The 20,896-nt window shown below is 66.2% G+C and carries 14 protein-coding genes and 1 riboswitch; of the genes, 9 read left to right on the top strand and 5 right to left on the bottom strand.

Annotation, left to right across the window (positions count from 1 at the left end; genetic code table 11):
• Positions 1-61: 61 nt before the first annotated feature.
• Positions 62-1,282, bottom strand: coding sequence for a methionine adenosyltransferase (gene metK, locus FA87_RS15745; RefSeq protein ID WP_036110358.1), 1,221 nt, complete (start codon positions 1,280-1,282; stop codon positions 62-64).
• A gap of 274 nt (positions 1,283-1,556) precedes the next feature.
• On the bottom strand, positions 1,557-3,848 hold the full coding sequence (metE, locus tag FA87_RS15740; RefSeq protein ID WP_043695851.1) for a 5-methyltetrahydropteroyltriglutamate--homocysteine S-methyltransferase: 2,292 nt from the start codon (positions 3,846-3,848) through the stop codon (positions 1,557-1,559).
• A 194-nt stretch (positions 3,849-4,042) separates the two neighbouring features.
• Positions 4,043-4,260: riboswitch (cobalamin riboswitch) on the bottom strand.
• 90 nt (positions 4,261-4,350) lie between these two features.
• On the opposite strand from metE, the gene FA87_RS15735 reads away from it, so the two are divergent.
• The gene (locus FA87_RS15735) at positions 4,351-5,652 is read left to right on the top strand and encodes a glycosyltransferase (RefSeq protein ID WP_081996611.1); all 1,302 of its coding nucleotides are present in this window, start codon (positions 4,351-4,353) and stop codon (positions 5,650-5,652) included.
• Between the two features lie 21 nt (positions 5,653-5,673).
• Here FA87_RS15735 and FA87_RS15730 read toward each other — a convergent pair whose 3' ends face one another.
• Positions 5,674-6,654, bottom strand: coding sequence for an aldo/keto reductase (locus tag FA87_RS15730; protein WP_043695848.1), 981 nt, complete (start codon positions 6,652-6,654; stop codon positions 5,674-5,676).
• A gap of 136 nt (positions 6,655-6,790) precedes the next feature.
• Between FA87_RS15730 and FA87_RS15725 the strand changes: the two genes are divergently transcribed.
• The 5 genes from FA87_RS15725 (at position 6,791) to FA87_RS15705 (ending at position 13,996) form a co-directional block, all read left to right on the top strand.
• On the top strand, positions 6,791-9,178 hold the full coding sequence (locus FA87_RS15725; protein WP_043695845.1) for a membrane-bound PQQ-dependent dehydrogenase, glucose/quinate/shikimate family: 2,388 nt from the start codon (positions 6,791-6,793) through the stop codon (positions 9,176-9,178).
• Positions 9,179-9,704: 526 nt separating this feature from the next.
• A complete protein-coding gene (gene fusA / locus FA87_RS15720; RefSeq protein ID WP_043695842.1) occupies positions 9,705-11,780 on the top strand; it encodes an elongation factor G in 2,076 nt (691 codons plus the stop codon).
• Positions 11,781-11,934: 154 nt separating this feature from the next.
• Complete coding sequence (locus FA87_RS15715) at positions 11,935-13,131, top strand: molybdopterin molybdotransferase MoeA (RefSeq protein WP_052191387.1); 1,197 nt, start codon at positions 11,935-11,937, stop codon at positions 13,129-13,131.
• A complete protein-coding gene (locus FA87_RS15710) occupies positions 13,128-13,661 on the top strand; it encodes a molybdenum cofactor guanylyltransferase (RefSeq protein ID WP_043695839.1) in 534 nt (177 codons plus the stop codon). The genes FA87_RS15715 and FA87_RS15710 overlap by 4 nt, the downstream gene beginning before the upstream one ends.
• A complete protein-coding gene (locus FA87_RS15705) occupies positions 13,658-13,996 on the top strand; it encodes a hypothetical protein (RefSeq protein WP_043695836.1) in 339 nt (112 codons plus the stop codon). Before FA87_RS15710 ends, FA87_RS15705 begins: the two co-directional genes overlap by 4 nt.
• A 28-nt stretch (positions 13,997-14,024) precedes the next feature.
• Here the strand turns inward: FA87_RS15705 and fdhD are convergent, their stop codons facing one another.
• Together fdhD and FA87_RS15695 are read right to left on the bottom strand one after the other, a co-directional pair.
• Positions 14,025-14,789, bottom strand: a complete 765-nt coding sequence (gene fdhD, locus FA87_RS15700; RefSeq protein WP_239709107.1) for a formate dehydrogenase accessory sulfurtransferase FdhD — start codon at positions 14,787-14,789, stop codon at positions 14,025-14,027.
• Positions 14,790-14,823: 34 nt separating this feature from the next.
• Entirely contained in the window at positions 14,824-17,163 is a 2,340-nt protein-coding gene (locus tag FA87_RS15695) for an FdhF/YdeP family oxidoreductase (RefSeq protein ID WP_052191385.1), read from the bottom strand.
• Between the two features lie 159 nt (positions 17,164-17,322).
• On the opposite strand from FA87_RS15695, the gene FA87_RS15690 reads away from it, so the two are divergent.
• The 3 genes from FA87_RS15690 (at position 17,323) to FA87_RS15680 (ending at position 20,818) form a co-directional block, all read left to right on the top strand.
• Entirely contained in the window at positions 17,323-18,327 is a 1,005-nt protein-coding gene (locus FA87_RS15690; protein WP_156128565.1) for a hypothetical protein, read from the top strand.
• Between the two features lie 165 nt (positions 18,328-18,492).
• The gene (locus tag FA87_RS15685) at positions 18,493-19,845 is read left to right on the top strand and encodes a carbohydrate porin (protein ID WP_043695827.1); all 1,353 of its coding nucleotides are present in this window, start codon (positions 18,493-18,495) and stop codon (positions 19,843-19,845) included.
• A 46-nt stretch (positions 19,846-19,891) separates the two neighbouring features.
• Positions 19,892-20,818, top strand: coding sequence for a LysR substrate-binding domain-containing protein (locus FA87_RS15680; protein WP_197056496.1), 927 nt, complete (start codon positions 19,892-19,894; stop codon positions 20,816-20,818).
• The last annotated feature ends 78 nt before the right edge of the window (positions 20,819-20,896 follow it).

The following is a 20,896-nucleotide window of genomic DNA, read 5'->3' as shown; positions in this document are numbered from 1 at the left end:
AGTTCCTGAACGAAAACGGGCGCCCGAAGGCGCCCGTTTCCTATCGCATGTCGCACAAAACTTACTTGCGGCGAGCAACCGTCGCGCCGAGGCCGGCGGCGTCGCGCAGGACGTCAGCCTTGTCGGTCTTCTCCCAGGAGAACGCCGTGAACGTGTTGCCGTTCTTGTCGGTGACGTCGTACGGCTTGCGGCCGAAGTGACCGTTGGAGGCGGTCGGCTGGTACATCGGGTGGACCAGATCGAGCATCTGGATGATGCCGTACGGGCGAAGGTCGAAATGCTTGCGGATCAGCTTCTCGATCTTCTCGTCGGGAATCTTGCCGGTGCCGAAGGTCGTCACCGAGATCGAGGTCGGCTCGGCGACGCCGATGGCGTAGCTGACCTGGATTTCGCAACGGTCGGCGAGGCCGGCCGCGACGATGTTCTTGGCGACGTAGCGCGCGGCATAGGCAGCCGAACGGTCGACCTTGGACGGATCCTTGCCCGAGAACGCGCCACCACCGTGACGGGCCCAGCCGCCGTAGGTGTCGACGATGATCTTACGGCCGGTCAGGCCGCAGTCGCCCACCGGTCCGCCGATGACGAACTTGCCGGTCGGGTTGATGTGGAACTTGGTGCCCTTGTGCAGGAGCTTCGCCGGCAGCACGGGCTTGAGGATCAGCTCGCGTACGCCTTCGATCAGGTCCTTTTGCTTGACGTCCGGATCGTGCTGGGTCGAGAGCACGACGGCGTCGATGGCGACGGCTTCGCCGTTCTCGTAGCGCAGGGTGACCTGGCTCTTGGCGTCCGGGCGAAGCCACGGCAGCGGCGAGTTCTTCTTCTTGCGGACCTTGGTCTGCTGCTCGACGAGACGATGCGCGTAGTGGATCGCCGCCGGCATGTACTCGGTGGTTTCGTTGGTCGCATAGCCGAACATCAGGCCCTGGTCGCCAGCGCCCTGTTCTTCCGGCTTCTTGCGGTCCACGCCCTGGTTGATGTCAGGCGACTGCTTGCCGATCAGGTTGAGAACGCCGCAGGTCTCGCCGTCGAACCCGACTTCCGAGGAGTCGTAGCCGATGTCGAGGATGACCTTACGGGTCAGCGCTTCCAGATCGATCCAGGCGCTGGTGGTGATCTCACCCGCGACGATGGCGACACCGGTCTTCACCAGCGTCTCGCAGGCCACGCGCGCACGCGGGTCCTGGGCCAGGATGGCGTCCAGAACGGCGTCGGAGATCTGGTCGGCGATTTTGTCCGGATGGCCTTCGGAGACCGACTCGGAGGTGAAGAGGAAATTGCTCATCGAGGGTATATATCCTTCTTTACGGATAAAGAGATAAATGGGGCGCGCCATGATACACGCCCCGTCGCCGGTTTGCAGCGGCAAGGGTACCCCCGGCGGGTGACGATTGCATGGATGTTCAGCGCGGGAAGGGGTAGGAGGGGGTTGGGAGGGGGTTGCCGCCCGCTCTGTTGGCTTTTCGCGCGCGAGGCGCGCTCCTACGACAGCCGCCGTGTAGGAGCGCGCCCCGCGCGCGAAAGGCCAACAGCGCGGGGACACGGTGCCCCTTTTTCCGTCAGGCCACCTCCGCCAGTCGTTCGCGGGCCGCCCGGGCCACGGCCACCATCCCGGTCAGCGCCTCAGCTACCTCGGGCCAGCCGCGGGTCTTCAGGCCGCAATCGGGATTGACCCAGAGCTGGTCCGGACGAAGCACCTCGAGCGCCCGGGACAGCAGATCGGCCATTTCCTCCTTGCCGGGCACCCGCGGGGAGTGAATGTCGTAGACGCCGGGTCCGATCCCGTTCGGGTAGCGGAACCGTGTGAAGGCGTCCAGCAGCTCCATCCGCGAGCGGCTGGTCTCGATCGAGATCACGTCCGCGTCCATCGCGGCGACCGCCTCGATGATGTCGTTGAACTCCGAGTAGCACATGTGGGTATGGATCTGGGTCGAGTCGCTGACGCCACCCGCGGTGATCCGGAACGCGTCGACCGCCCAGTCCAGATAGGCGGCCCAGTCACCCCGGCGCAGCGGCAGGCCTTCGCGCAGCGCCGGCTCGTCGATCTGCACGATGCCGATGCCGGCTTTCTCGAGATCGTGGACCTCGTCACGCAAAGCCAGGGCGATCTGTCGGCACACCTCTGCACGCGGGAGATCGTCACGTACGAACGACCACTGCAGCATCGTCACCGGACCGGTGAGCATGCCCTTCATCGGCCTGGCGGTCAGGGACTGGGCGTATGCGGACCAGGCGACGGTCATCGCGGCGGGACGCGCCACGTCACCGAAGACGATCGGCGGCTTGACGCAGCGCGAGCCGTAACTCTGCACCCAGCCCAGAGACGTGAACGCGTAGCCTTGCAGCTGTTCGCCGAAGTACTCGACCATGTCGTTGCGCTCGGGCTCGCCGTGCACGAGGACATCGAGGCCCGCTTCTTCCTGAAACGTCACGGCGCGCCGCACCTCCTCGCGAAGCACGGCCGTATAGGCCCCGTCGTCGAGCTTGCCCGAGCGATGCGCGGCACGTGCAAGGCGTAGTTCCGTGGTCTGCGGAAACGAGCCGATGGTGGTGGTCGGCAGGTCGGGCAGGCCGAAGCGCTGCTTCTGCACATTCGCGCGAAACGCGTAGGCCGAGCGGCGCTGTCCGAACTGGGGCGTCAGTCCACGTACGCGCGCCCGCACGTCGGCGCGCAGCACGTCGGGAGAAAGCAGACGCGCCGCCACCGTCGCTTGCTGACGCGCGAGCGCGAGCTGCGCCGTCTCGTCGCCGACGGCGGCATCGGCGTAGCGTCGCAGTTCGGCGATCTTCTGCCGCGCGAACGACAGCCAGTCGCCGATCGAACCCGGCAGGTGCCTTTCTTCCGACGCATCGATCGGCACGTGCAGCAGCGAGCACGACGTCGACAGCCACAGACGCTCGTCGCCGAGGCGCTCGCGTGCGCGGGCGATGCGCGGCGCGATGGCGGACGGGTCGCTCAGCCAGATGTTGCGGCCGTCGAGCACGCCGGCGGACAGCACACGACCGGCGGGAAGCGCGTCAAGCACGGCATCCAGTTGCCCAGGCGCGCGCGCTAGATCGACATGCAGGCCGGCGACGGGCAACGACGCCGCCAGTTCGAGGTTGCCGCCGAGCTCGCCGAAATAGGTCGCGAGCAGGATGCGGCCGCGCGGCCGTTCACCGATGGCGGCATAAGCGCCGCGATAGGCCGCCTGCCAGTCCGGCTCGAGATCGAGCACGAGGGCCGGTTCGTCGACCTGGATCCAGTCGGCACCCGCGTCCGCGAGCGCATCGAGCAAACCGCTCCACGCCGGCAGCAACGCGTCGAGCAGCGCGAGGGGATCGCTGCCGTCGACGGTCTTGGCCAAACGGAGGAAGGTCAGCGGACCGAGGAGTACGGGGCGCGCCGCATGGCCGAGGGCGACGGCTTCACGATATTCCGCGACGACCTTGTCGGCACGCGTGGCAAACGACTGGCCCGCCTGCAGCTCGGGGACGATGTAGTGGTAGTTGGTGTCGAACCACTTGGTCATCTCCAGCGCGTGCAGGTCGACTTCGCCGTCCTGACGGCCGCGTGCCATGGCGAAATAGCCGGCCAGCGGATCGCGCTGATGGAGTGCACGGTAGCGCGGGGGAATGGCGTCGACCGCGACGGCGGCATCGAGCACATGGTCGTAAAGCGAGAAGTCGTTGACGGGAACGCTGTCGGCTCCCGCGTCGCGCGCGAGGCGCCAGTGGCGTTCGCGGAGCTGACGGGCGACGGTGAGCAGGTCGTCGGCGCTGGTTTCACCCCTCCAGTGACTTTCGAGCGCTCGCTTCAGTTCGCGGCGTCGGCCGATGCGGGGAAAACCGGGGTAGGTAACGTGTGGCATGTGGATGATTCCTCTTCGTGGCAAAGAGGAGGGAAGGGCGGTTCGTCGCGGACGCACGTGCACTGCCACACGGAAGGTGCGGCAGCGTGAAGGCGTCATGCGGCTTACCGTCGACCTTCGCCCCCGCGGGCGAACCGGACCCTCGCGCGAACGCGACGGCCCAGGTCGGGCAGGGCACACGCACCCATGACGGCACGCGCGCCCAGGCCGGCGGCAGGTCTTCGGGCTCGTGGATGTGGCACCTGGGTGCCGCCTTGCGTGTCGCTTCCCGGATCGCCATCGATCCAGTGCTGATGACGCGCTCGTCTCCACATACCGCTGCGGGGCAGCGCCGGATTCTCACCGGCTTCCCTCTTAGCTTTTATCCTTCTATTCGAATAGAGAGATAAAGACCGCTGGCGGCCCAGAGGTTAGCCCTACGGACGGGGCAGGTCAACGAGCCAGGCATGCATCGCGTCGACATGTCGCCCGCGACGATGCGCCAGGGCATCGGGAGTAAGGCATGGCGGCAAGGCACATCGTGATGGCGACGGTGGGATCGCAGGGTGACCTGTTTCCGTTCCTGTCCGTGGGGCGGGAGCTGGTGGCGCGGGGCCATCGGGTCACCATCGGTGCCCATGCGATTCATCGCGAGGCGGTGGCGGAGGCCGGGCTGAGGTTCGTCCTTGCCAGCGGGATCGCGGAGCCCGAGGACAAGGCCGCCTTCGCTGCCCGGGCGTTCCATCCGCTGCGCGGTCCGCGCTTCGTCGTACGTGACCTGGCTGCGGAGGATGTCGCGGCGAGCTACCGCGCGCTGGCGCCAGTATGTCTGGAGGCCGATGCGATCGTCACCTCGACGCTCGCCTTCGCCGGCCAGATTCTGGGCGAGACGACACGCGTGGCGTGGTTGTCCGCCGTCCTGTCGCCCGCGGTGTTCCTTTCCGCTTTCGATCCGCCGGCGACGGGCATGGCGCGACTCGACCGTTTCTTACGTGCGTCGCCGCGTCGTGGCGCATGGGTGCGCCGGATCGGCGAGCGGGTGACCGCACCGTGGACACGTGCCGTGCGCAGCTTCCGGCAGTCGCTGGGTCTGGCGCCGGTGTCGGTGTGGGGCGATCCGTTTCATCGCGGACAGCACGCGCGCGATGGTGTGCTGGCGATGTATTCGCCGTTGCTGGGTCACGCGCCGCAGGATGCCCCGGCGCACAGCGTGGTCACTGGCTATTGCCGTTACTCGCCCTTCAACGAAACCCTTCCCCCGGAGCTGTCGGCGTTTCTCGACGCGGGTGACGCGCCGATCGTGTTTACGCTGGGATCGGCGGCGGTGCACGCGGGCGAGGCCTTCCTTCGCGAGAGCATGGCGGCGGCAGGCGCGCTCGGACGTCGTGCCGTCTTGCTCACCGGCTCGCCCGAGATGCGCGCGCGGTTGCCCGACACGTTGCCAGCCGGGGTGATGGCTGTGGAATACGCGTCACACGGTGCACTGTTCCCGCGCGCTTCCGCGGTGGTACACCACGGGGGTGTCGGCACGACGCAGGAGAGTTTGCGCGCGGGGTGTCCGGCGCTCGTGGTGCCGCATGGCTTCGATCAGCCTGACAATGCGGCGCGTGTGCTTCGGCTGGGTGTGGGCGGTGTATTGCCCGCTTCGCGTTACCGCGCTGACCGTGCGGCGGCGAAGCTGCGCGTCCTCCTGACTGACGAAGGCGTGGCCTCGCGCGCCCAGCGCGCGGCTGAAGTCATCCGGGCCGAGCGAGGCGCGTCGCTGGCCGCGGATGTGATCGAACAGGCGATGGCGCGGCGAGACCGCCCTATGGCAACAACATAGCCGAACTGCCGCAAGCAACGCTTACTCGAACCCTGCGATCGCCCGCGGCGTATAAGCCTCCTCCAAAGCTGCCGTCTCTTCCTCGGTCAGCTCCAGATCGATCGCCGCCACCGCATCATCGAGATGCTGCGGCTTCGACGCCCCGACGATCGGCGCAGTCACGCCGTCACGATGCGCCACCCACGACAATGCCACCTGCGCACGAGGCACGCCACGCGCATCGGCCACCTTCTTCACCGCCGCGACGATGGCGCGATCCGAGTCTTCCGTGGCGTTGTAAAGCGTGCCGCCGAAGACATCGCTCTTCTGCCGGTCGCTGCCCTCGTCCCAGTCGCGCGTCAGCCGTCCGCGTGCCAGCGGGCTCCATGGCAACACCGCGATGTGCTCGTCGATGCAGAACGGAATCATCTCGCGCTCTTCCTCGCGCTGCAGCAGGTTGTAGTGATCCTGCATGCTGACGAACTCGGTCCAGCCGTGCATCCGCGAGGTGTAAACCATCTGCGCGAACTGCCACGCATACATCGACGAGGCGCCGAGGTAGCGGACCTTGCCGGCCTTCACCACGTCATGCAGTGCCTCGAGCGTTTCCTCGATGGGCGTGGTCTGGTCGTAGCGATGGATCTGCAGCAGGTCGATGTAGTCGGTACCGAGGCGGGCCAGCGAATCGTCCACCGAATGGAAGATCGCCTTGCGCGACAGGCCGCCGCCGTTCGGTCCCTTGCGCCAGTGGAAGAAGGTCTTGGTGGCGATCACCACCTCGTCGCGTTTCGCAAAATCTTTCAGGGCGCGTCCGACGATCTCCTCGGATGTGCCATCGGAGTAGGCGTTGGCCGTGTCGAAGAAGTTGATGCCAAGGTCCAGCGCCTTGCGAATGAAGGGCCGGCTCTGTTCTTCATCGAGCGTCCAGGCGTGGTTTCCGCGGTCGGGAACGCCATAAGTCATGCAACCGAGCACCAGCGGCGAGATATCCAGGCCGGTACGGCCGAGCTTGATGTAGCGCATGCGAAGACTCCATCGGGGAATACGCCATTGTGGCCGATCGGACGTAGACGTTGCATATACCTGCCATGGCTATGATCACCGTGAACCGCGGCTCCGACGCGATGCGCCCTGCCGCGTCCCCCACCGGAGTCATGAAATGCCGTCCACTCTCTATTCACGCAGGCCGCCCCGTATCACGGGCGTGGTCATAGCGCTTCTCGGTCTGTTTCTCGTGGGAGGCGGAGCGTGGCTCGCGGCTCTCGGAGGCTCGTTCTATTACCTCATCGCTGGTGCCGCGGTCGTAGCGACCGGCATCCTGCTCGTGCGCGGTTCGGCCAGCGCCCTCTGGCTCTATGCCGTGATCCTGCTCGGGACGGCCATCTGGGCGTTCACCGAGGTCGGGCTCGTGGGCTGGCAGCTGGAACCGCGACTGCTGGTTCCGGTGCTGCTCGGTATCTACCTCCTCATGCCCTGGGTACGTCGCAAGCTCACTCCCTCGGGCAGTGGCGCCTTCGCGGTGATCGTGGCCGTTATCGTCAGCGTCGGTCTCGGCGTGGCGGGTTTCATGCAGCCCGTCGGCACGCAGGGCGAAGCGGTCATCCGAAACATGGCGGATGGCCACGACGCCTCGGTGCCGGACAGCGACTGGCAGTTCTACGGCCGCACACCCAGGGGCGATCGCTTCTCGCCGCTTGACCAGATCAACGCGACCAACGTCAGGGACCTCAAGGTCGCCTGGACGGCGCGGACGGGCGACACCATGCGTCCGGGTGAGGATCAGGGCGGTACCGACGCGGGTCACGAGTTCAACTTCGAAAACACCCCGATCAAGATCGGCGACACGCTCTATGTTTGTACCGGCCATAGCTGGGTGGTCGCCTTTGACGCGGCCACGGGTGCGAAGAAGTGGAGTTTCGATCCCAAAGCCAATACCGATGCGGATGTCTATCTGGCCTGCCGCGGCGTAGCCTATTACGAAGCGCCGCGGGGCACGCAGACCGATTGCCCGCGTCGCATCATCGCGCCGGTACTCGATGCCCGCGTGCTCGCGCTCAACGCCGATACCGGCAAGCCCTGCGAGGATTTCGGCGAGCACGGCTTCGTCTCGCTGACGCAGTATCTCGGCCATGTGCCGGCCGGCTTCCACTTCGTGACGTCGCCGCCGATGGTGCTGAAGGATCGCGTGATCCTCGGTGGCTGGGTCTACGACAATCAGGCGGAAGGCGAGCCGTCGGGTGCGGTGCGCGCTTTCGATCCGCTCTCCGGCAAGCTGGTCTGGGCGTGGGACGTCGGGCACGATCCGCAGAACTGGACGCCGGGTCCGAACGATCAGCTGACCCGCGGCACGCCTAACGCGTGGGGTGTGTACACCGCCGATCCGGATCTGGGCATGGTCTATCTGCCCATGGGTAACGCCACGCCGGATTACTTCGGTGGCCATCGTCGTCCGTTCGACGAGAAGGTGTCGAGTTCGACGGTCGCGCTGGATATCGAAACCGGCGAGCCGAAGTGGACCTACCAGAACACGCATCACGACCTGTGGGACATGGACGTACCGACGGGTCCGTCGCTGGTCGACTTGCCCGGTCCCGATGGCGGCACGATTCCCGCCCTGGTACAGACGACCAAGCGCGGCGAGTTCTTCGTACTCGATCGCCGCACCGGCAAGCCGGTGACCGAAGTCGCCGAGAAGAAGGTGCCGACCGACACGGTGCCGGGTGACTTCGCGTCGCCCACTCAGCCGTACTCGGTGGGCATGCCGTCGCTGACACCGAAGGATCTCACGGAGCAATCGCTCTGGGGCGCGACGCCGTTCGATCAGCTGATGTGCCGCATCGAGTTCCGCAAGGCGGCGTACGAAGGTCAGTTCACGCCGCCGCATCTGAAGGACACGATCGTCTATCCGGCCTTCGACGGCGTGATCGACTGGCACGGCGCCTCGATCGATCCGTATAACAAGCTGATCATCGCCAACGCGAACTACATCCCCTTCATCATCAGCCTCGCGCCGCGCCAGCCGGCGGAACAGAAGGGCTACGTGAAGCCGTGGGACGGCACCGGTGACGAGCCGAAGGTCGGCGGCGGTCTGGCACCGCAGTACGGCACGCCTTATGTCGGCAAGGTACATCCGTGGCTGAACCCGCTGGGCGTGCCGTGCAATCCGCCGCCGTGGGGCACACTGGCGGCGATCGATCTGGTCACGCACAAGCTGGTCTGGGAGCACCCGCTCGGCACGACGCGCGACACCGGTCCGTTCGGCACGCATACGAACGCGCCGCTGCCCACCGGCATCTTCAACATCGGTGGCAACATGACCACGAAGGGCGGCCTGGTGTTCATCGGCGCCACGGCGGATAACTACATTCGTGCGATGGACGAGCGGACGGGCAAGGTCCTCTGGCAGGCACGCCTGCCGGCGGGTGGGCAGGCGAATCCGATGTCGTACTCGGTCGGCGGAAAGCAGTACGTGGTGATCGCCGCGGGCGGGCACAGCGGGCTGGGAACCAAGTCGGGTGATTACGTGGTGGCTTACGCGTTGCCTTGAAGAGCGTCGCCGGCAGGGCCGGCTCCTACCTCTCCGCGGAACCCGCCCGGGTCACCGCAGACAGGTAGGAGCCGGCCCTGCCGGCGATTCCCGCGCAGCAAGGCCTTGAAACCTCACCAACCATCCCTACCTAGTGCGCAGAACGCCGACGAGGCGTAAGATCCGCACCTCACCACGAGAGCCACGCCATGTTCCGCTGCAAGCACGATTTGATGCTCGACCTACCGATCGCCCCTGGGGCGCGTCGCGGGTGCGCGCGCTCCGTGCAAGGTGGAACGCTGTCGTAAGACGGCGCCCGGCCTCGAAGATTCGAAAGCACCCGCAAGGGTGCTTTTTTTTGTTTCGCATTCGACCAAATCCGCCGTTTCCAGGCCTTTACCGGAGTCTCCGTGTCATGAAGAACAGCCGCGACCCCCGATCCTGACCCGTCCTGCTCTGCCAGGGGCGGCGGTCGTCGGATCGGGGAGTGCCTCGCTCGGAACCTCTTCTTCGAGCCCCTGGCGATCCCATCAGGACATCGTTAGCCATGAGTACCACCACTCGCGAAACCACCATTCCCGTCGGCCGCTGGCGCAACCTCGGCATCATCGCGCACGTCGACGCGGGCAAGACCACGCTCACCGAGCGGCTTCTCTACAAGACCGGCACGATCCATCGCACCGGTGAGGTGCACGACGGCGCGACCACCACCGACCATATGGAGCTCGAGCGCGAGCGTGGCATCACGATCGGCGCCGCGGCCGTGCGCGCGAACTGGACCCCGCAAGGTGACCTGCCGCATCGGCTGACCCTCATCGATACGCCCGGGCACATCGACTTCGCGATCGAGGTCGAACGTTCGCTGCGCGTGCTCGACGGTGCGGTGACCGTGTTCTCGGGCGTCGCCGGCGTGCAGCCGCAATCGGAAACCGTATGGCGCCAGGCGCGCCGGCATGGCGTACCGTTGATGGCCTTCGTCAACAAGATGGACCGCCCGGGCGCGGATTTCGATGCGGTGGTCGCACAGATGCGCGACAAACTCGGTGCCAATCCGTGGGTCGTCGCGCGTCCGGTGATCGAGGGCGAGCACATGACCGGTCTCGTCGATCTCGTCGGCGAACGCACATGGCGTTTCGATGACGACGGCACGCCGAGCGTGCACGGCTGGGACGGGACGGAACGTGCCGCCCATGCCGACGCACGCGCCGAACTCGTGGCCGCCGTGGCGGACCGTGACGAAACGCTTGCCGAACTCTGGCTGGCGGAACAGCCGATCGATGCCGACGTCCTCACGGCGGCGCTGCGTCGTGGCACGCTGGCGGGCCTCGGCTCCCCGGTATTGCCGGGGTCGGCGTTCCGCAATGTCGGTATCGAGCCGTTGCTCGATGCCTTCGTCGCGTATCTGCCGTCGCCCCTGGATCGACCGTCCGTCGTCGCGCACACCGATAACGGCGACGTCTCGCTGGCCCCCGACGCGAACGCACCGCTGGCTGCGCTCGTCTTCAAGGTGGTCAACCAGGCGCATGGTCCGCTGGCCTTCGTGCGCGTGTATTCGGGTCGCCTGCACGTCGGCGATGCCGTGTGGCGCAGCGGCACCGATCGCGTGCAGCGGGTCGGCCGCCTGGCGGTCGTGCGTGCGGAAGATACCGAAGCGGTGGACGCCGCCGAGGCGGGCGACATCGTCGCGATTGCCGGCTGGAAAGACGTCGCGACAGGCGAAACCTTGTCGGACTTGCATCGCCACGTGCGGCTGGAAACGATCCAGGCGCAGCCGGCGGTACTGTCCTGGCGACTGTCGCCCGAACGCTCGGCCGATCTGCTCAAGCTCGGGAATGGCCTGGCGCGCCTCGCGCAGGAGGATCCTTCCTTCCGCGTGAGCACCGATCCTGAAACCGGCGAGACGCTGGTCTGGGGTATGGGCGAGCTGCACCTCGAAGTGATGGTCGAGCGGCTGCGTCGCGAGTGGGGTGTGCAGGTGCGCACCGGTTCTCCACGCGTGGCGTACCAGGAAACCCCCGCGAAGGCCTCGGGCCCGGTCGAGGGCAAACTGGCCAAGCAGACGGGCGGCAGCGGTCAGTACGCACGCGTGGTGCTGTCTCTGGCGCCGACCGGCGAGGATGTCAACCGGTTTGTCGACAAGACGACCGGCGGCGTCATTCCGAAGCAGTTCCAGTCGGCGGTGGAGAAGGGTGCGCATTCGGCACTGCTCGAAGGTCCGCGTGGTTACCCGGTGGTCGGTGCGGAAGTGATCGTGCTCGACGGTCAGGCCCATGCGGTGGACTCGAACGAGGCCGCGTTCCATCGAGCGGCCCAGATCGCGGTGAAGTCGGCGCTGGAAGCGACCGGTACGGTGCTGCTGGAGCCGGTGATGCGCGTGTCGGTGTCGACGCCGGGCGCGGCGGTCGGTGACGTACTGGGCGACCTGCAGCGTCGCGGTGGGCAGATCGTCCACCTCGCCGATACGCAGGAGCGAACCGAGATCGAAGCCGACGTGCCGCTGGCGCAGCTCGCTGGCTACAGCACCGCGTTGCGTTCGCTGAGCCAGGGGCGTGCGTCGGCAACGGTGGCTTTCGAGGCGTATCGCCCGGCGACGGTGCAGGAGGCGTCGCGCCGTTCGGCGTAAATGGCGGGCGGGCCTGCTGGCGGAGCATCGCCAGCAGGCTGGCTCCCAACGGATTTGGATCGACCGAGGCACGCTCCCCCAGATCGCCCGCCTTCTGGTGGGAGCCAACCCTGTCACCGATGCTCTCCGTCCCACGAAGGGTTACCCTTCTCCCATGATTTCCTACCCCGACGCACTCGCCCTCCTTCTTGCCGAATCCCGCCAGCTGGAGAGCGAGCGCGTCACGGTCGACACGGCGGCAGGACGCATTCTCGCCGCCGACATCGTCAGCCCGATGTCCCTCCCAGGCTTCGATAACGCCGCCATGGACGGATACGCACTACGCGCACCGGGTGAGACGATCGCCGCGGGTGCGACTTATACGATCGCGGCGATGCACGCGGCAGGCGACGGCGCCGAAGGCTATCCGGATGCCCAGTGCTGCGAAATCGCCACCGGCGCACGGATGCCCGCCGGGTTCGACACCGTCGTCCCTGTCGAGCGGTGTGAGCGCAGCGGAGGTATCGTTCGCTTCACCATCGACGAACGCCGCGGGCAGAACGTGCGTGCGGCCGGTAGCGACATCGAGGCAGGTAGCCTCGCGTTGGGTATCGGGCGGCGCATCGATGCGGCGGCCATCATGTTGCTGGCGGCACTGGGTGTCGAAACGATCGACGTCGCCCGTCGGCCACGTGTGGCGATCATCACCACCGGCAGCGAACTGCATCCCGTCGGTCCGTTGCCGCCCGGTGGCATCCACGATTCCAACGGTCCGTTTCTCGCGGCAAGCCTCGTTCGCTGGGGCGCCGAGCTCCTGTTCCGTCGTCGCGTCCCGGATATCGGCGACGCATTCCACGAGGCGGTGCGCAACGCTCTCCAGGCCGGGGCGGATCTCATCGTCACGACGGGAGCCGTGTCCGCGGGACGCTTCGATTTCGTTCCCTCGGCGCTGGCTTCGCTGGGCGCAACGACGCTTTTTCACAAGGTGGCCATGCGCCCAGGTAAGCCGTTGCTTGCCGCGCGCTTCGATCACGGGCCGATGGTGGTCAGCTTGCCCGGCAATCCGATCGCGGTGGCCGTCGGCTATCGTTTCTTCGTCGCTCCGGTACTTCGTGCCATGGCGGGTCTCGGCGCCGAGCGGTCGCAGCGGGTTCGCGTGAGCGAGAGCGTCGGTATGCGCGAGGGCATGCATCATTTTGCCCTTGGCCAACGCGTCAGCGATGTCGATGGCCTCGAAGCGATTCGCCTGATGCGGGCACAAGCGGCCTATCGCATCGTGCCATTTACACAGGCGGATGTGTGGTTGAGCGCCGCCGACGCATTCGGCGATACGGCTGACGCCTGGCCGCTCGATCCGGCGGATGCGCCGTGATCGTCGGCCTCATCCTGGCGGGTGGCTTGTCCTCGCGCATGGGGGCCGACAAGGCGTCGCTGATCATCGAAGGGCGCACGTTATTGCAACGGACTGCCACGGCGTTACGCGCCGTCGGTGCGACGATCGTGGCGGTGAGCGGCGACCGGCCCGGCGGGATACCTGACCGGTGGCCGCGCAGCGGGCCCGTCGGCGGCATCGCCAGCGCGGTGGAATATCTGCCGGATGGCGAGCTGCTGGTCGTTCCCGTGGATATGCCCCGGCTGAATCAATCCGTGCTGGAGCCGCTGATTGCCGCCCGCTCAGAGCGCACGACGCTGTGGCACGGCTACCCGTTGCCCATGCGCATGACGCTCGACGGCGCCTCTCGCACGGCGCTGGCCGAACTCATGACGCAGCCCGGAAGGACCTGCTCCGTATCGGCCCTGCAATCCCGTCTGGGTGCGGCGCGACTCGCGATCGACGCACTGGACACGCGCCTGCTGGTCAACTGCAACACCCCCGACGAATGGCGTGAGGCGAACGCATGAGAGTGCAACTGGAGAACGACACGATCCGCGTGCGCATCGATGAGGACGAACTGAGCGAACTGTTGCAGGACGTCGCGTTGCTCGGTTCGACGGCTTTCGGCAGGGTATTCACCATGCGCTACGCCGTCGATGCGACCGACGCCGTGGTGTGTGGGCTGTCGGGCAATGCACACGAGTGGCGGATGGAAGTACCGCGGCTGGCGCTTGAAGACTTGCAGTCGCGCCTGCCCAGCAAGGACGGTCTGGTCTTCGATATTCCTGGATACGACACCGTCGCGACGACGGTGCGTTTCGATGTGGACGTGAAAGACAGCCTGCGTCGACGCCGGGGCTGATCCATCGCGCGTCACGCGTCGGTGCGCATTACACGATGCGCTGGGGGCGTGTGTAAACATTGAAACGTCCCGGTCGTGCGAAGCCCACCAGGGTGACGCCGCAATCCGCGGCGAGGTGGACCGCCAGCGCCGTGGGCGCGGAGATGGCGACCACCACGGTGATGCCCGCGACCGCCGCCTTGGTCACCATTTCGTAACTGGCCCGGCTGGTGATCGCGACGAAACCCTCGTTTGTATCCACGCGGGACGTCAGCAGGACGCCGATGAGTTTGTCGAGCGCATTGTGCCGGCCGACGTCCTCGCGAACGTGGATCAGCGTGCCGTCGGGGAGGGCCCAGGCAGCGGCGTGAACGGAGCCGGTGAAGGCGTTGATGGGTTGCGAGGCGCGGAGTAGTTGGAGAGCGTGTTCGATGGCGGCGGGGGTGACCGTGGGGCCTGAACCGACGGGGCCCGGGTGGCGGACCACGTCCTCGAGCTCGCGACTGCCGCAGATGCCGCAGCCGCTACGGCCGGGGAGTTCGCCGCGGCGCGTTTCGCCGGAAGGGGTGTTTCCCGCCGTCCGCACATCCACCGTGATGCCCTCGAGCACCTCACTCACCTCGACGGAGACGATGTCGTCGATCGAAGCGACCCGGCCTTCCGTCAACGCGAACCCGCGCGCGAAATCCTCCAGATCGCACGGCGTCGCCATCATCACCGCGAACGGCCGCCCGTCGAAATGCATCGCGACAGGCACCTCTTCGGCAAGCCGGTCGTCATCTTCCGTCGCCTGGCCGCGCTCGTAACGGAGCACGGGCCGCGTCGCGCATCCCGCAGGCGGCGGGCGATCAGGCGACCGCATGCGATGCCTTGCGTTTGTCGCGCGGATCCGCCGGCAGGGTGGAAGCCACGATACGCACCGGTACCGACTTGTACGCCGGTGTGCCCGAGCGGCGATCGTGACTCTCGAGCGCGATCAGTGCATTTCCTTCGGGGTAATACATCGCCACCGAACCCTCGGCGATGTCGAAGGCCACGGCCGTGAAGCCGCGTACGGCGCGCTCCTTACCATCGGCCACGTTGACCCCTGTGGCGAAGACATCGATGCGATCGCCCGGCCTGAGCCCGCGCGCGGCGAGATCTTTCTCGTGCATGAAGATGACGTCGCGTCGGCCGGTCACGCCGCGGTAGCGGTCGTTGAGGCCGTAGATCGTCGTGTTGTACTGGTCGTGCGAGCGGATCGTCGTGAGCATCAGGTCGTCGTCGCCCAGCGGCTCGTCTTCGTCCAGACCGCGCGCGATCAGGAACTGCGCACGCTTGTCCGGTGTATCCCAGGCACGCTCGCTGGCGGCGACGCGAAGACGAAAGCCGCCCGGCACGTTCACGCGCTTGTTGAAGTCGTAGAAGATCGGAAAGACCTTCTCGATGTCGTCGCGGATGAGGTTGTAATCGCCGACGAGGCGGTCCCAGTCGACCTTCGTATCGGGCAGGGTCGCTTTGGCGATACCACGCACGATCCAGGGCTCGGAGCGCAGATGCTCCGAGGCGGGCGTGAGCGTTCCCGCCGACGCATGCACCATGGACATCGAATCTTCCACGGTGACCGCCTGCGGCCCCGTGGCCTGCTCGTCGAGTTCCGTACGGCCGAGGCAGGGCAGGATCAGCGACTCCTTCGCAATGATCAGGTGCGATCGATTGAGCTTGGTCGCGATATGCACGGCGAGGTCGAGGCTGCGCATCGCGGCGAAGGTTTCTTCCGTGTCAGGCATGGCGACGGCCAGGTTGCCGCCGAGTGCGACCAGCGCCTTCGAACGCCCTTCGCGGATAGCGATGACGGCCGCGACCGCATCATGGCCGTGTTCGACCGGCGGTTCGAAACCGTAGGTCTTACGGATGCCCTCGTTGAGGGCCGCGTTAGGCTTCTCGGTGATGCCCACCGTGCGATCGCCCTGCACGTTGCTATGCCCACGCAGCGGGCAGATGCCCGCGCCTTCCCGGCCGATGTTGCCGCGCATGAGCAGCAGGTTGGCGATCTGCTGGACATTCTCGGTGCCGTGGGCATGCTGCGTGATGCCCATGCCGTAGCAGACGATGACCTTGCTGGCCCTGGCGTAGATCCCGGCGGCGTATTCGATCTCCGCGCGGGTCAGGCCCGACTTGCGTTCGATCGCATGCCATTCGGTGGCTTCCACATCGGCGACCAGCGCGTCGAAACCGCTGGTGTTCGCCTCGATAAAGTCGCGATCGATGACGCCAGGCATGCCTTCCGCCAGCGCCTTCGCGTCCTCGACCAGGAGGTACTTCATCATGCCCTTGAGCACGGCCACATCGCCGCCGATCTTCAGCTTGTAATAGGTCGAGGCGATGCGCACCGAACGGTTGGTGATCATCTCGACCGGATGCTGCGGTGAGGTGAACCGCTCCAGGCCGCGCTCGGGTAGGGGATTGAGCACGACGATGGGCACACCGCGTAGCGACGCCTCGCGCAGTGTGGACAGCATGCGCGGATGGTTGGTGCCCGGGTTGTGGCCGATGCAGAAGATGGCGTCACAGTGTTCGAAGTCGTCGAGCGTCACCGTGCCCTTGCCCGACCCCAGCGACTGCGGCAGGCCCACGCTGGTGGCTTCGTGGCACATGTTCGAGCAGTCGGGGAAATTGTTGGTGCCGAACTCACGGACGAACAGCTGGTACAGAAATGCCGCTTCGTTGGACGCGCGCCCGGAGGTATAGAACTCGGCCATGTCCGGGTCGGGCAGCGCACGCAGCGCCGCGCCGATGCGCTCGAACGCGGCGTCCCACCCGATCGGCTGGTAGGTATCGCTGGCGTGGTCGTAAACGAGGGGATGGGTCAGCCGACCCAGCCCCTCGAGGGTGTAGTCGGTGAGATTCCACAGATCGGCGACCTTGTTCGTCGCAAAGAATTCCGGCTTCACGCGCTTGGCCGTCGCTTCCCACGACACGGCCTTGGCGCCGTTCTCGCAGAACTCGAACGACGAGGTTTCCTTCGGATCGGGCCATGCGCAGCCCGGACAATCGAAACCCTGGGGCTGGTTGACCTTGTGCAGGGCGATGGATTCGCGCGCGATCGCCATCTGGCCGCTGAGGGCGCGGGCTACGGCACCCAGGGCGCCCCATCCGCCTGCCGGGCCGTCGTAGGGCTCGAAACCCGGAACGTCTTTGTCACTCATGCCTGTCACCTGTTGGGTACCCACGCCTTTTCTCATTCTACGCCCCGCTGCGTCCGGCGAAATTGAACGAAGGTACGGCGTGTTCACGTCGCCTTGCCGGTCGCTGGCCCAACCTCCGCGCCGCTCGGCGTCCCTCCCCAGGCGCCAGGAAGAACCGACGTGCAAGCACAACAGCCGGCCACCATGCTGCATGAGGGCCTGACACCTTCGGGCGGCCTCCCCATCGGCGACTTGCGTGGGTTCGGGCTGGTGCGCGCCGACGCCGCCCTGGCGTGCCTGTCGCTCGATCGCTCGAAGCCCGCGCTGGCGTCGTCACGGGTCGATCGGTCCCTGCTGCTGCTCGACGTGGACGGCGACGTCGTCTGGGATCAGGCGTACGTGCCGGGTACCAACGTCATCGAGTCCACGGGGCGCATTGGCGCCGCCGAGCTTCGCGTCGTCGACTTCATGGCGCTGGCCGAAGGGCGGCCGGGGCAGGGAGACGCCGTCGCCGCGGGCCGTTTCGTCCGTATCGTGACCTGCACCGAGGGCGAGGTCACGTTCCGCCTCACGTGTGGGCTCGCCGTGGATGCCGCTCCGGGTCTCGAAGGACGCACCGTCGACGGCGCCTACGTGGCGTGCTCGCACCTGCTGGATTTCAGCGACGAGTGCGCTTCGGCGTCCGTGCACCTCCGCGCGGGGCAGAGTGCGGCGCTGGTCATCGCCGCCGCGCCGCTGGACGGCGGTCCGGCGCTGATCGCGGACACGCTGCACGGTCTCGGTGACACCATTCATTACTGGACCTGGTGGAGCGACCGTTGCCGCTACAAGGGTGAGGATTTCGACGAACGTCTCCGGGACGTCCTCGAGCTGAAGCTCGCGTGCGCGACGGGCGCCGGAATGATCTGCGAGCGGCCCGGTACGCACGGCTACGCGCCGGCCCCGCTGGGCGAGTGCTCCCGCGCCGCCGCGCGTTTCCTCGCGCTGGGCTACCGGCAGGAATGTGTCGACCTCCTGAGCCACGTCCACGTGCAGTCGGTGGAGGTGGATGCCGCTTCATGGGGAGCCGACGAGGCCTTCGTTTCGACGCTCGCGCGCTACACCGAGCGATACGGTGATGCCGGATTGCCGCCGGCGCTTCGTCATGCGGCACTGCCGCAGACCGACCCTTTGCGCGCGGTGTGACCGCAGAATTGGGTTGATGCGTTGCATCAAAGTCATGGCGTCACGCAAGGCATGAGTTTTACTCATAGCTGATAGGCGCGCCCGGGCGTTGTTCGCCTGCCGCCGCACCGCCAGCATCGCTCCCGCCCAGCCGGTGTCCCGGCTGTCTGAAGGGGGTCTGCGCTCATGACGTTCCACCGCATCGCCACCGTCCTGCTCGCTATCGTTGCCACGGGCGTCGTGGACGCGCAGGCGACAACCGGTAGACCGGAGCCGGGGCAGACGGCGCCGGCAACGGCGAAGGACACCCGAGGTCCCGTCGACAAACTTCGCGACCAGGGTGTCTCGCTGCGTTTTGTCTGGGACAACGACTGGTTGGCCAGCGTGCGCGGTGGCGAGCGGCTCGGCGCAACCAACGGCGGCGGCGTGGTGGGCGGTGCCGATCTCGACATGGCCAGGCTGGCGGGGATCGCAGGCGCCAAAGTGCATGTCACCTTCACCCGTTACTACGGGCACAGCCTTGCCGCCGAGGATATCGGCGTGATTCAGAAGGTTCAGGGCTATTGGTATCCGAAGCGCCAATGGCAGCTGGCAACCCTGACATGGGAGCAACAGTTCGCAGGCAGCCACCTCAACGTGCTCGCCGGACGGATGAACGCGACCTGGCAGTTCGCGCGGTCGACGTATGGCTGTCGCTTCGTCTCGGCACCGGACTGCCCGTTCCAGCTGACCAATACGTCGGGTGGTTTCAGCGGTTTCCCGTACGTGAACTGGGGCGCCCGCGTTAAGTACCAGCCGGATGCGCGATATGTGTCGATCGGCGCGTTCGAGATCAACCCGGAGCGCAGGAACAACAACGGCCTCAACCTCGGCCTGAATGACTCCACCGGTGTGATGATCCCGGTCGAAACAGGCTACGAGACCAGCTTCGCCAACGATCCCTACCCGAGGCATCTGAAAATCGGCGGCTGGTACAACTCGGCGGACTTCACCGATCCGGAGCTGAATACCCGGGGGCAGCATCGCGCACTGTCGGGTGGCACGGCGCGAACCTACGACGGTGGCCGCTACGGACTTTACGTGCTCGCGGACAAAGTGATCTGGAAGCCCGACCCGACGACCGATACTCGCCATCTCGCGATCTTCGGCTCACTGACCGGTCCGCTGGACAATGCGGAAAACTACACGCTACAGTCGACATTCGGCGCGCTGTGGACTGGCCTTGCGGCCGGCCGTCCCAACGACTCGCTGGGATTCCAGGCGACGCTCTTCCGGTTCAGTCGCAAAGCGGTGGCCTACGAAGACGACCTCATCCACAGAAACAGCGGTACCGACGCGCGGTTCGATCGTAACGAATGGATGACCGAACTCAACTACAGCTACAAGCTCCTCCCGGTGGTGAGTCTGGTTCCCAATCTGCAGTACATCGTGCATCCGGACATTCTCGGCAACACCGTAGGCGTCAGGCGCGTTCCGGCGAATGCCATCGTTGTCGGACTTCGCGTGATGGTCAACCTGGGCGGCATCGGCAGCCCGTGAGGCAGCCTGCACGCATCTGCGCACATAATCGGGTCCTGATCACGACATGGCGCGCGAACCGACCGTGGACCTGAAACACCTGCAGAGCTTCATCCGCATCGTCGAATTCGGCAGCCTCACGCGTGCGGCCGCCACGCTCGACGTTTCACAGTCCCTGCTCAGTCGACAGGTCCGTCAGCTCGAGATCGAGCTGGGCACGCACCTGCTCGAGCGCAACGGACGCGGCGTCGTGGCCACCGATGCGGGGCGCGAACTGGTAGAACACGGTCGCGGCATCCTCCGTCAGGTGGAGGTCGCGCGCATGCAGCTCGGACAGGCTCGCGGCGTGTTCGGCGGCAAGATCGCCATCGGTCTGCCGCCCAGTGTGGGCAGCCTGCTCACCGTGGATCTGGTGATGCGTTTTCGTGAACGCTATCCCGCCGCGCAGATCAGCGTGGTGGAGGCACTGAGCGCCAGCCTGCTGGAATGGCTGCAGCTCGGCCGCCTCGATTGCGCCTTGCTGTACAACCCGTCGGTCAATGCGAACATGCGTTTCCGACATGTGCATTCCGAAGAGCTCTACCTGATCGGCAGCCGGAAAGACGGGCATTCGATGCCCGAGAATGTCCCCCTTGCCACGCTGGGTCAGTACCCGCTGATCATCCCTTCGCCGCTGCATTCCGTCCGTCAGCTGATCGAGGCGGACGCGGCGCGTTACGGCGTATCGCTGGACGTAAGGCTGGAAATCGACTCGGTGCGCTCGCTGCTCGATCTGGTCGAACGCGGGGTGGGCTACGGTGTGCTTTCGCGTAATGCGGTGCTTTCGCGGCGTGGGCCGCATGACCTGCATGCCGTGCCGATCGTGATGCCCAATATCGTGACCCGGCTGGTGGTCGCGACACCCACGCAGCGACCGATGAGTCCGATCACGGAACGCGCGCTGCTGCTGGTCGACGAGCTGATAGCCGAAGGCAAGCTCGATCCTCCGACCTGATGCTGCAATGCACAATACGCAAGACTTGAGCGGTGATATGCGAATAACGCATATCAGATAGGCAGGGCATCGCGTTGT

The sequence above is a fragment of the Luteibacter sp. 9133 genome (assembly GCF_000800155.1).
Lineage (GTDB): Bacteria > Pseudomonadota > Gammaproteobacteria > Xanthomonadales > Rhodanobacteraceae > Luteibacter > Luteibacter mycovicinus.
This window is presented reverse-complemented; position numbering and strand designations above follow the sequence as displayed.

Excerpts from the sequence above, each read along its gene's own strand:
- FA87_RS15735 (WP_081996611.1), top strand. The coding sequence starts at position 4,351 with ATGGCGGCAAGGCACATCGTGATGGCGACGGTGGGATCGCAGGGTGAC.
- FA87_RS15715 (WP_052191387.1), top strand. The coding sequence starts at position 11,935 with ATGATTTCCTACCCCGACGCACTCGCCCTCCTTCTTGCCGAATCCCGC.
- fusA (WP_043695842.1), top strand. The coding sequence starts at position 9,705 with ATGAGTACCACCACTCGCGAAACCACCATTCCCGTCGGCCGCTGGCGC.
- FA87_RS15695 (WP_052191385.1), bottom strand. The coding sequence starts at position 17,163 with ATGAGTGACAAAGACGTTCCGGGTTTCGAGCCCTACGACGGCCCGGCA.
- FA87_RS15685 (WP_043695827.1), top strand. The coding sequence starts at position 18,493 with ATGACGTTCCACCGCATCGCCACCGTCCTGCTCGCTATCGTTGCCACG.
- FA87_RS15705 (WP_043695836.1), top strand. The coding sequence starts at position 13,658 with ATGAGAGTGCAACTGGAGAACGACACGATCCGCGTGCGCATCGATGAG.
- FA87_RS15725 (WP_043695845.1), top strand. The coding sequence starts at position 6,791 with ATGCCGTCCACTCTCTATTCACGCAGGCCGCCCCGTATCACGGGCGTG.
- FA87_RS15730 (WP_043695848.1), bottom strand. The coding sequence starts at position 6,654 with ATGCGCTACATCAAGCTCGGCCGTACCGGCCTGGATATCTCGCCGCTG.
- metK (WP_036110358.1), bottom strand. The coding sequence starts at position 1,282 with ATGAGCAATTTCCTCTTCACCTCCGAGTCGGTCTCCGAAGGCCATCCG.
- metE (WP_043695851.1), bottom strand. The coding sequence starts at position 3,848 with ATGCCACACGTTACCTACCCCGGTTTTCCCCGCATCGGCCGACGCCGC.
- FA87_RS15680 (WP_197056496.1), top strand. The coding sequence starts at position 19,892 with ATGGCGCGCGAACCGACCGTGGACCTGAAACACCTGCAGAGCTTCATC.